The organism is Gammaproteobacteria bacterium (genome assembly GCA_011375345.1).
Taxonomy (GTDB): domain Bacteria; phylum Pseudomonadota; class Gammaproteobacteria; order DRLM01; family DRLM01; genus DRLM01.
In genome coordinates this window covers 1-10,858 of sequence record DRLM01000160.1, presented here as the reverse complement: position 1 = coordinate 10,858, position 10,858 = coordinate 1, and the positions used below count along the sequence as shown (strand labels likewise).

The following is a 10,858-nucleotide window of genomic DNA, read 5'->3' as shown; positions in this document are numbered from 1 at the left end:
TTCACTTCGGCACCACTGTAGGTGTCCGCCGATATCTTGGTCAACGCCGCCGTCAGGGTCGTCTTGCCGTGGTCAACGTGACCTATCGTCCCCACATTAACATGCGGCTTCGTACGCTCAAATTTCTCCTTGGACATCGCTACAGATCTCCTCAAGGTCAATGATGATTACCCACCCGCGGAACCAGACCCCGGACCGATGGAAGCCCCAGCCGCGACGCTTTAACAATGCGCCAAACGCCCGGCCCACAGTTCTCACAATGGAGCCCATAACCGGATTTGAACCGGTGACCTCTTCCTTACCAAGGAAGTGCTCTACCGACTGAGCTATATGGGCCGTTAAAACTTCAAGCCAAAAGCCGCAAGTTATTGAAATGCACTTGCGGCTTTTGGCTTGCAGTTTGTGTGGAGCGGGTGATGGGAATCGAACCCACGTCATCAGCTTGGAAGGCTGAGGTTCTACCATTGAACTACACCCGCTTCTAGAAACCCGGCGCCGGCGCTAGAAACCGGGTGAACCGCCAGTCGCCCGGCAGGGGCCACCCAAGCCTGTTGATCGAGTCACCCTGCAACCCGCCCGGTTCCCGCCACTTGCATGAGACCGGCAGCCGGACTCGTTGCTTGGTGGAGGGGGGAGGATTCGAACCTCCGAAGGCTGAGCCGTCAGATTTACAGTCTGATCCCTTTGACCGCTCGGGAACCCCTCCCAAAAATTTAAGAGGCGCATTTTCTATTAACGCCCCGCCGCTGTCAATCCCTGCCGCCGTCCTGTCGGGCTACGCGATATAGCCCTGCTGTTCCAGATAAAGCAGCACAGACTGGGCGGCCTCTTCCACGCTGAGCCGGCTGGTGTCGATACGCAGTTCAGGATTTTCCGGCTCCTCGTAGGGGTCGCTAATCCCAGTGAACTCTTTTATTTTTCCGGCCCGGGCCAGGGCGTACAGGCCTTTGCGGTCACGCCCCTCGCAAACGTCCAAGGGAGTCGCCACGTGAACCTCGATGAAACCGCCGTAGCGGCTGATCATCCGCCGCACGGCGCGACGCATTTCAGCGTAAGGGGCGATGGGGGCACAGATGGCGGCGCCGCCGTTTTTGGTGATTTCACTGGCCACATAGCCAATGCGCTGGATATTGAGATTGCGGTGTTCTTTGGAGAAGCCCAGCTCGCTGGAAAGATGCGTGCGCACCACATCGCCGTCCAACAGGCTCACCGGCCGCCCGCCCTGTTCCAGCAGCTTGGCCTCCACGGCCTTGGCGATGGTGGACTTGCCGGCGCCGGACAGGCCGGTGAAAAACAGGGTAAAACCCTGCCGGGATGGCGGCGGATAGCGCTCCGCCAGCTCGGCCAGCACTTCCGGATAGGAAAACCACTGCGGCACCGCCAGGCCCGCCGCCAGACGGCGGCGCAGCTCCTGCTCGTCCAGGTACTGGCCCGACTCTCCTTCCGGCACGGCCTCGGGGCGCATGAATTCGGCCCGGGATTCCACATAGACCAGGGGCGGACGCAACTCAAAGCGAATGCTCAGACCCGCCGCCTCCGCCAGCCTGCGCAATTCGTCGCCGCTCACTGTCCCGTCGTCCTCCATCCCCACAACGGCGCAGCCGAAATTCTGCCGCACGATGCCCTGCCACACCAGGTCGCGCATACCCGCCGCCCGGAGCGGCAGGAACAGCAGGCTCAACAGGGTGGAATGCTCAGGAAAATGTGCCATGGCCGCCCGATAGCAGCGCACCCGGTAATACTCATCGTTCCCTTCCACCACCTGGGGATGCACCAGCAACTCGGCGTTGTTTTCGCGCGCCACACTCAAGGCCAGCTGACGTTGGGCTGCGTGTAGGGGGGTACGGCTGTGCCAGGCGGCCACCCGGGTCCAGCCGCGTCGCCGGAACTCGGCCCTCAGTTCGGCCGGACCGCGACGCAAGGCGTTAAAACTGTAGCGCGGCGGCAGCTCCACCCCCTCCACTGCACCGCCCACGTAAACAGGATGACGGTCGGGGCTCCCATTGCCCAAAGCACCGCGCTCCAACGCCGGATCGGGCCGCCACAGCTCCGCCACCCGCAGCACGGCCACCAGCACCCCCTCCAGATCGCGCAGCGCCAGGGCGCTGCCGGGGCCCAGGGAGCCGGCGGTGTTCTCATCGATATCGAGACACAGGGGAACCGGCCAAAACGTCCCGTCGGCCAGCCGCATGCGGGCCAAAACCCCCTCGTAATCGGCGGCGCCCATATAGCCCCGCAGAGGCGAAAAGGCGCCGGTCAGCAGGGCCTCCAGCTCCATCTGCTGGTCCAGGGACAAGGTCCACGCCGGCAGCGACCGGGCCTCCTCTTTCAGCCTGGCGGCCTGGCCGGCACCGGCCAGCAGCTTGATCAACGTGCCACCACAAGGGGCAATGAGGTCGTTCATGGTTCGGGTGTATTTTGGCTGGTGGATGTTGCGGAAGTGAAACCGGGATTATTCCGTTATCGTTATTAAATTCCGGCCGCGCGGCATTCTACAGCACCGCCCGGAGATGCGCCAGACAAAAAGTCCGGCGCTAAAACCCGCCGGCACCGGATAAAATGGTATCCTCTGACCCCGCGCCATTTGCGGAATGGATCATCCAACAATGAGTCAAACCCTCCTCGTCACCGGCGGTGCCGGCTATATCGGCAGCCACGTGGTACGCCAGTTGGGCGACGCCGGTCACCGTTTATTGATACTGGACAATCTGTGCACGGGCTTTCGGAATGCCGTGCTCCACGGCGATCTGGTGGAAGGCGACACCGGCGACCGCGAGCTGGTCACCCGCCTGCTCCAGGAGAACCGGGTGGAATCGGTGCTGCACTTCGCCGCCCACACGGTGGTACCGGAGTCGGTGAGTGATCCTTTGAAGTATTACGGCAACAACACCTGCCACACCCGCAATCTGCTCGCGGCCTGCCAGGAGGCGGGGGTCAAACACGTCATCTTTTCGTCCACCGCCGCGGTCTACGGCGAGCCGGCGGACATGGTGGCCCGGGAAGACAGCCCCCTGCAACCTATCAATCCCTACGGCACCTCGAAGCTCATGAGCGAGTGGATGTTGCGGGATCTGGCGGCTGCCAGCGATCTGCGTTACGGCATTTTGCGTTATTTCAACGTCGCCGGGGCGGATCCGCAGTGCCGCATCGGCCAATCCACCCCCCGCGCCACACATTTGATCAAAGTGGCCTGTGAGGCGGTGGTGGGCAAGCGCGACCGTCTCGACCTGTTCGGCACCGACTACCCCACACCGGACGGCACCTGCATCCGCGACTATATTCATGTGGAAGACTTGGCCCGCGCCCATTTGCTGGCCCTGGACAAACTGGTGGCGGGGGGCGATTCTTTCACCGTCAACTGCGGTTACGGCCACGGCTACAGCGTGCGGGAAGTCCTGGATGCCGTGCAGCGGGTCAGCGGCGCCCGCCTCAATATCCGCGAGGTGGACCGCCGTCCCGGCGACCCCCCGGCCCTGATCGCCGGCGCCGAACGCATCCGGGAACTGCTGGGCTGGGCGCCCCGGCATGACGACTTGGACTTCATCGTCCGCACCGCCCTGGCCTGGGAGCAGAAATCCGCCCCCAGGAACGCTTGAAATCCGCCACAATGTCGCGTCACCTCCATTTGATGGGATGAGCATACCGCCATGTACAAGTACAGTGCTTTTTTCCTGGCCCTGATCACGGCCACCGGGGCCGTCGCGGAAACGCGCTACGTCAGCGACCAGCTGGAAATCACCCTGCGCACGGGACAAAGCACCAAGCACCAGATTTTGCGCATGCTGAAAAGCGGCACGGCGCTGGCAGTGTTGGGGGAAGACCCCGAAAGCGGCTACACCCACGTCCGCACCCCGGAGGGCAGGGAAGGCTGGGTGTTGTCGCGTTTTCTGATGGACCACCCCAGCGCCCGCGACCGGCTGGACAAGGCCCAGCAGCGGCTGGCCGCCGTCGAAATCGAAAACAAACAGCTCAAGGAAAAACTCGCCCGGCTGGGGCAGGAAAAACAAAGCGCGGACAAAAGCCAGCAGGACTTGACCGAACAAAACCGCCGCCTGGATCAGGAACTCACCCGCATCCGCAAAACCGCCGCCAGCGCCCTGGCCATTGATGCGGAAAACAAGAAACTGCAGGAACAACTGGTGAACCTGCAGACCGAGCTGCAGGCCCTGCAGCAGGAAAACGCCACCCTCAGTGACCGCAGCGCCCGCGACTGGTTCGTGCGCGGGGCGGGCGTCATCATCGCCGGCATCCTGCTGGGCCTGATCATTCCCAGATTGCGTTTCCGCCGCAAATCCAGCTGGGACCGACTCTAAACGCACATGTGCGGGCTAAGCTCTCGCTTCCCGCTCCAGATAAGCCAGCAGGCCCTGCGCATTGAGCGTCACATCCAACGCGATGCGCGCCCAGATCTGCTCCCGCGACAGGCCACATCCGTGCCCTGAAATCTCGTCCATCAGATAGTCGCCCAACGCAGCCACCAGGGCCGCCTGGGCCTCCTGCGCGGTGCCGGCCCGGGCGGCGCGGCGGGCGAGCACGATACTGTGGTCGAGGCGGCGGCGCAACCCGGCCGCAAGACCTGGCGAGTTGTCCACCCGGCCGTAGTGGGTCAGATAAAAGCACCGGGGGTGCAAGGCCACAAGCCGGTCAATGGAGGCGTGCATGGCCGCGTGGTCGAACTGCACGGGGCTGGTGCTGGGAAAAATGAAGGCGCCGCGCTCGCTGTCAAAATCGCGATAAGACAAGCCGAAGGTGTCGCCGCTGAATACCCCCCGGCTGTGCGCATCATAGATGCAGACATGATGACGGGCATGGCCGGGCGTGTCCAGAAACAGCAACTCGCGCTCCCCCAGGCGCAAGGTGCTGCCATCCTCCACCGCCCTCACCCGCGCCGCCGGGACGGGTACCAAGGTACCGTACTCCTCCCGAAAGCGCGCCTCCCCGTACACCGCGGTGGCGCTCGCGGTCAGTCTGGCCGGGTCGATCATATGAGGTGCCCCCCGGGGATGAACCACCAGCCGCGCCCGGGGCAATTGCCGCAGCAAGGCCCCCGCCCCGCCGGCGTGATCCAGATGCACGTGGGTCAGCAACACATAGTCCACCTCCTCGCGACCCAGCCCGCAAACCTCCAGGGCTGCCAGCAAACGGGGCACGGAATGATGCGTCCCCACGTCCACCAGTGCCCCCCGCCCCCCTGACACGATCAGATGACTGGCGGCGAAACCGGGCCGCTGATAACCGGTGTCAATGGTGAACACACCGCCGGGTAGTGTCTGGACGGGTGCCTGGATCATTGGCATTCCTTGTCGCGGTCGCAAACTGAACGGGGCACAAGCCCGCTCCCCGGGGGAGCATATCACGAACGCTGCGCTCCCCCCTTCAGTCCGGCCGCCGCCGGTCGATAAGGGTGTAGCGAAAGCGCGGTTTGAGTATGGACTTAACAGGGACGCTGTGTACGGAAGATGGCAGCAACAAAACCAATTCTGATTTCTCCGGTGGGCCTGCACGACTACGACGTGGGCCTGCTGTCGTCGGTGGTGGAGCGCCTGCGCGATCACGGCATTCATTGTCATGTCCTGCCCGGCAGCAACCCCCGCGGCCACTTGGCCGTGGTGGATACCGACAGCGAAGAGGGAAAGAATACACTGCCCCTCCTCAGACCCGGCCAGGTGAAGCTTCTGCTCAGCCAGGAACCCACCTTCGGCAAAAACCTGGTCTCCGTACCCAAACCGCTGCGCGAAGACACCCTCACCCCCCTGTTGATGAAGGTGTGCGAACGCATGCAGACCCAGATGAGCGCCCGACCCGGCGCCACCGGAGAGGAACCCCGCAGCGTCGATACCCGCACCACGGCCCCGGCTCACGCGAGCGCAAAGAATTTGTTGCATCTGCTGCTGTGGGCCAAACGCAACAAAGAATCGCTGAAAATCATCGCCGACCCCCATCCCCCGGTGTTCATCAACGGCAGCACCAGCGCCATGGCCACGGCGGCAGACCGCGATCAGCAAAAGGCCATATCACGGACCCGGCTCAGCGACATCAGTGTGGAGCATATTTCCAACGACGCCTTCCCCGGGCCGGCCGACGGCACGCCCATTTCTTCCCTGTCCGGTTTTCTCTGGTCCACGGCCCTGGCCTGTTCCAAGGGCGAGCTGCTGGGCGAAATCGACCGCCACAAGGCCTTCAAGCTCAAAGCCTGGCCCAATTTCACCCGCAATGATTTCGTGCTGCAGCATCTGGAGCTGGCCGCCATCCTGGCGCGGCGGGCGGTCTCCATCGACGAGCTGCAAAAAATCACCCAGGTTCCCGTCGAAGTGATTATCGACTTCGTCAATGCCGCCTATGCGGTGAATCTGCTCGACATGCACGCCGTCGTGGCCGAGGAGGAAGAGGTAATCAGGAAACAAGACCAGCAACGGCGCAATCTGCTTTCAAGACTCATGCTGCGCCTGGGTATCAAGTAAGACACCGCCATGCTACTGGAAAACGACAAAATCATTTTCACCGGTCCGGTGGGCGCCGGCAAGACCACGGCCATCGGCGCCATCAGCGAAGAGCCGCCGGTATCCACCGACGTCATGGCCACCGACGACACCAAAAAAATGAAAAAGAACACCACCGTGGCCATGGACTACAGCTTTATCCAGCTGGAGGACGGCAAGCGGGTTCATCTCTACGGCACGCCGGGACAGGACCGCTTTGACTTCATGTGGAAGATTCTGGTCAAAAACGGCATCGGCCTGGTAGTGCTCATCAACAATGACCACGCCGATCCGGTGGCGCAAATGGAATTCTACCTGGACGCCTTCAGCGAATTCATCAAGGAGACCGCCGTCGTCATCGGCATCACACGCAACGGCATCGGCGACCAGGCCACCATCGAGGACTACCAAACCCGGCTATTCGAGCGCGGCCAGATCGTGCCGGTGTTTGAAATCGACGCCCGCAGTGAGCAGGACGTGAAACTGCTGATTCATGCCCTGCTGTCCATGCTTATGTAGGGGGAGCCATGCAACTGGTATCAGACATTATCGAACGGCTGAGCGGCGAGAGCGTCTCTCATGCCGAGGACGTCTCCGGCAATATCCGCCAGCGACTGACCGAAATACTCAATGAGTTGGTGGCGGCTGCCAGCGGCACCACGGGCTGCATGGTCAGCAGCAGCGACGGTATCGCCTGGGCAGAACGCCTGCAACCGGGCTTCGACCAGCACCGCTTCGCCGCCATGAGCAGCGCGCTGCTGGCCCTAAGCGACAATCTGTGTGACGAAACCCACAAAGGCAGCAGCCGGAACGTGGTCATCGACGGCGACAAAGGCCGGGTGCTGGTCATGCACGCCGGCGCCAACTTGCTGCTCACCGTGTTCACCACTCACTCTGCGACATTGGGCATGTCCCTGGCGCACGCCAAGCGCGCCGCCGAGGCCATCGCCTCCCTGCGCTTGTAGAGGAACGGATCGCCTCTGCGCCGAAGGCGAAATTTTTCGGCGCACTTTGTAACGGAGTTATCACAACCCTCGGAGGAACTGGCATGGCCAATTTGAATGACATCTGCAAAGGCATCGTCAGCGAAGTCGACGAAGCCCTGGGCGCGGCGATTGTTGATCTCAACACGGGACTGCTGTTGGCGGCGGCCCACAATATTCCCTACTTCACCCAGACCTATCTCGACGCCGTCGCCGCCGCCGCTGTGGAAATGTTCCGCGGCAAAGGTGTGACCAACGTTGAGAAACTGCTGGCCCAGATGCGCGGTGAAGAACACTCGCCCATGATGCAGGAGGTGCAGATGACCACGGAGAAAACCTATCACTTCATGGTCACCGTACCCGGCAAACCCAACGCCCTGGCCATTCTGGTGACTTCCCGTCGCGCCAACCTGGGCATGGGCTGGTCGGCAGTGCGCTCCAGACTTCCGGAAATCGCCCCGCACTGTCCCTGAACAAACACCCACAAGCACCACCCACAAAGAAGCAAACCGTTTTTCAAGCGGGGCCCACCCGCTTGAAAAACGTGCCATCGCAACCGGCATCATGCGAAACAAACGCCGGCTGACGGTGGCGCACTCCGGGGCCGGCGCACTACCGGCCCTGCTCTGTACGCTCTATCAACTGCGCGGGAAAGTGCAGGCTGCGCATATCCGCCACGACGCTGTCGGCAGCATAGCCCAGAGTGTGAAACTCAATCTCCCAGGTCTCCGTGTCCAGCAGGGCGAACTGGGCCGCCACCGTGCCGTTTCTCGCCTGGCCAACGGAGCCGGGACACACCAAAGCGTGGTGGTAGTCCGTCATCGACTGACGGGCGTCATCGCTTTCTTCATCCACGCCGTCGCGCCGCAGATAGACTTTAGGCATATGGGTATGGCCGTGAAAACAAAAACGTATGTCCCGCGCGGCCAGTTCGTCCAGATTGTCGCGATAGGTCATGTGGTAGACATAGGCGTTGAAAAAGGTTTTGTCCCGGGGAGCACCATGAACGGCCAGCCACTGCTCATCATTTAAATACAGAGGCAATCCGGCCAGCCAGGCTTTGCGTTCGGCATCCAGCTGCCCCACGGTCCAGTCTATGCCCCAGGCCGCCAGAGCGCTCATGCCGGAACTGGCCCCGCCCTGTACCACGGCGTAATCGTGATTGCCGCACACCACATCCATCCACTCCAGGTCCTTGAGCAGATCAATGCATTGCGCCGGGTGGGGGCCATAGCCCACCACGTCACCGAGCAGAATCCCGTGGCCCACGTCGCGCTGATCGAGATAGGTCAGCACCGTCTCCAGGGCCGGCGCGTTGGCGTGTACGTCGGCCAGCAAGGCGAGCAGCCGCCCCCTGCCGCCCCCGCGGTAGGCGACGGCTCTTTGGGTATACAAGGCTTCGACCAGGGCCGCCAGCACCGCCCGCCGGGTCTCCGGCACGAAAGCGCCGCGCAGCTGCTCGGCAACCGCTGCCGACCAGTGGGAATCGCGGAATGAACTGTCGATTTTTTCCCTCAAAAAACGCCCGATTTCCCGGGCCGCGGCAACGGTCAGCGCCGACTGTGCGCGAACAAAGATGGCCAGATAGTTCGTCAGGGCGTTGAACTGGTCCCAGGCATAAAGATCGTCATCCAGATAATAAATTTCGCCTTGCCGATCCACACCGAAGTTGGACAGTCCCAGGTCCAGACACAGGTCGTGCTGCACCGCCGCGTCCAGGTATTGCGACAATATCCGGATAAAATAATCCAGCAGACGTGACAGGCCGGCTTCCCCCTCAAACAGCGCGCCATCATTCAAAGCCTGAAGGCGGGGGGTGATATTGGCGATAAGGGGCGGCGCACCGCCCGGGTCTTCCAGCAGGAACCAGGTCTTGGCGGGGTGGTGGACCCCCAGCGTCCGCTCCCGCGCCAAGGCCTGTTCGATCCAGCGCCTGGCCGCCAGCGCGTCCAGGCGGTATTCCAGCCTGAGCTTCACCACATGCTCATCGTTCGCCAACACGTGAGTGGTGGGCCGGCCGGTGAATTCGCCGCCGTGCTCCAGCTCTTTTTCAAAGGCATTCAGAGCAAGAACGATATCGCGCTCGGCGATTCCGGCGGCCCCCAGGCTGCCGAGAACGCGCACGCCGCGGCTGGCGGGGTTGAAATCGAGACAGAAATCAGGTTCAGGCATGACAGTATTGCAGGCGGCTCATCATGCCTTTGAGCAGCCGCCGCTCCTGCGCCACCACAAAAGCCTGACTTGCATCCTTTTCCAGTTTCTTTATCCACTTGCCGATAGCGGTCACCACAGGTTCGGCTTGAATCGAGCGGGTAGAGGAGGTCACCGGCAAACCGGCGTCCCGCTGATGCACAGGACCCTCATCGCGCGCCAGATCCACCGCGTAGACCGCCGTCCCCACATCATAACGGGCATCGGGAAAGATACGGCAACAAGCGGCAAAGGGCTCCAGATAGGTATACACCGCCATCACATCCGCACGCTCGAAGCCGGTGGCCGCCATAATGCTGAGCAGCATAATCTGCTTGTACAGGCGATCTACCGTGGGCATGCCGGATTCGCGTCTGACCGCCTTGACTGCCACAGTCAAAACGTCACACGTTTCCGCGTAGAGATAGAGCTGGTGAATCTCAAGGAAAGACAGGGGCGGAGGGTTTCTGCCCGAGCGGTAGGCGTGAATCACGGCCCGGCTCAAAAGTTCCATGGCGCGAAACACCGCCGTCATCAAATACTGTTTCCAGCGGGGCCTGACGCCGGCGTCATAGGCGTTCTTGACCACTATTTTATAACCCGTGGCCAGACCCATATATAGCCACAGCACGTCTTCGTACAGCCTTTCCTGCTGGGCTGCGGAAGGGCTGACGTGATCCAGGCACAGGTCTTCGTGTATCAGAAAGGTCTCATAGATGACTTCGCGGTACAGTTCCAGCAGGGACACTCTTGTTTTATCGTCCACCTGCATTTCGTTGAACGAGCCCAAGGTGCTCGTCAGCGTCCGCACCGCCGGGCCGACCTCATCGGCAATCACTTTATCCAACCACCGCCGCAAGCGCTCACGATCCAGTTCCACCTCGGGATTGACCGCCTGATGCTGGGGAGCTGTAGTGAGAAACAATATGTCCATATTCGTTGAAACCCCCCGGGCCGGGCACCACACGACCAGGCTTGATATCGGTCGCGTTATGGTATCGACAGCGTTTGACAAATGCTTGACCGTTGCATTCAAAATGCATTGCCGGAAATGCGGGCCTGCGATCGAGTAGGAGGCGGGGTCACCCCCGCCGTCCTCTCACACCACCGGACGTGCGGTTCCGCATCCGGCGGTTCATGAGACACACTGGAGTCGTCGCACCGTATCGAGCAGCGACACCAGCCCCAAACGATCAAAGTAGGCCT

Annotated in this window: 11 protein-coding genes and 3 tRNA genes; 6 read left to right on the top strand and 8 right to left on the bottom strand. The window is 61.8% G+C overall.

Annotated features, from left to right (window positions below; translation table 11 throughout):
- The 5 genes from tuf to cysC all read right to left on the bottom strand — a co-directional run.
- On the bottom strand, positions 1-137 hold a 137-nt coding region (tuf, locus tag ENJ19_12395), incomplete at its 3' end, for an elongation factor Tu (protein HHM06518.1).
- A gap of 123 nt (positions 138-260) precedes the next feature.
- Positions 261-336: transfer RNA gene (locus ENJ19_12390), tRNA-Thr, on the bottom strand.
- A gap of 69 nt (positions 337-405) precedes the next feature.
- Positions 406-479 (bottom strand) — tRNA-Gly (locus ENJ19_12385).
- 142 nt (positions 480-621) lie between these two features.
- Positions 622-706, bottom strand: a tRNA-Tyr gene (locus ENJ19_12380).
- 69 nt (positions 707-775) lie between these two features.
- On the bottom strand, positions 776-2,404 hold the full coding sequence (cysC, locus tag ENJ19_12375) for an adenylyl-sulfate kinase (GenBank protein ID HHM06517.1): 1,629 nt from the start codon (positions 2,402-2,404) through the stop codon (positions 776-778).
- A 202-nt stretch (positions 2,405-2,606) separates the two neighbouring features.
- Between cysC and galE the strand changes: the two genes are divergently transcribed.
- Both galE and ENJ19_12365 read left to right on the top strand, forming a co-directional pair.
- On the top strand, positions 2,607-3,596 hold the full coding sequence (galE, locus tag ENJ19_12370; GenBank protein HHM06516.1) for a UDP-glucose 4-epimerase GalE: 990 nt from the start codon (positions 2,607-2,609) through the stop codon (positions 3,594-3,596).
- 51 nt (positions 3,597-3,647) lie between these two features.
- Positions 3,648-4,313: a TIGR04211 family SH3 domain-containing protein gene (locus ENJ19_12365; protein ID HHM06515.1), complete on the top strand. Its 666-nt coding sequence runs from the start codon at positions 3,648-3,650 to the stop codon at positions 4,311-4,313.
- Positions 4,314-4,328: 15 nt separating this feature from the next.
- Here the strand turns inward: ENJ19_12365 and ENJ19_12360 are convergent, their stop codons facing one another.
- Positions 4,329-5,291, bottom strand: a complete 963-nt coding sequence (locus tag ENJ19_12360; protein HHM06514.1) for an MBL fold metallo-hydrolase — start codon at positions 5,289-5,291, stop codon at positions 4,329-4,331.
- A 168-nt stretch (positions 5,292-5,459) separates the two neighbouring features.
- Between ENJ19_12360 and ENJ19_12355 the strand changes: the two genes are divergently transcribed.
- The 4 genes from ENJ19_12355 to ENJ19_12340 all read left to right on the top strand — a co-directional run bounded on the left by ENJ19_12355 (position 5,460) and on the right by ENJ19_12340 (position 7,935).
- Positions 5,460-6,461: a hypothetical protein gene (locus tag ENJ19_12355; GenBank protein HHM06513.1), complete on the top strand. Its 1,002-nt coding sequence runs from the start codon at positions 5,460-5,462 to the stop codon at positions 6,459-6,461.
- A 15-nt stretch (positions 6,462-6,476) separates the two neighbouring features.
- Complete coding sequence (locus ENJ19_12350; GenBank protein HHM06512.1) at positions 6,477-6,998, top strand: GTP-binding protein; 522 nt, start codon at positions 6,477-6,479, stop codon at positions 6,996-6,998.
- Between the two features lie 8 nt (positions 6,999-7,006).
- Positions 7,007-7,444, top strand: coding sequence for a hypothetical protein (locus tag ENJ19_12345; GenBank protein HHM06511.1), 438 nt, complete (start codon positions 7,007-7,009; stop codon positions 7,442-7,444).
- Between the two features lie 83 nt (positions 7,445-7,527).
- Positions 7,528-7,935, top strand: coding sequence for a hypothetical protein (locus tag ENJ19_12340; GenBank protein HHM06510.1), 408 nt, complete (start codon positions 7,528-7,530; stop codon positions 7,933-7,935).
- A 139-nt stretch (positions 7,936-8,074) separates the two neighbouring features.
- Here ENJ19_12340 and ENJ19_12335 read toward each other — a convergent pair whose 3' ends face one another.
- The gene (locus ENJ19_12335) at positions 8,075-9,634 is read right to left on the bottom strand and encodes a metallophosphoesterase (protein ID HHM06509.1); all 1,560 of its coding nucleotides are present in this window, start codon (positions 9,632-9,634) and stop codon (positions 8,075-8,077) included.
- Positions 9,627-10,586, bottom strand: coding sequence for a hypothetical protein (locus ENJ19_12330; protein ID HHM06508.1), 960 nt, complete (start codon positions 10,584-10,586; stop codon positions 9,627-9,629). Before ENJ19_12330 ends, ENJ19_12335 begins: the two co-directional genes overlap by 8 nt.
- Between the last annotated feature and the right edge of the window lie 272 nt (positions 10,587-10,858).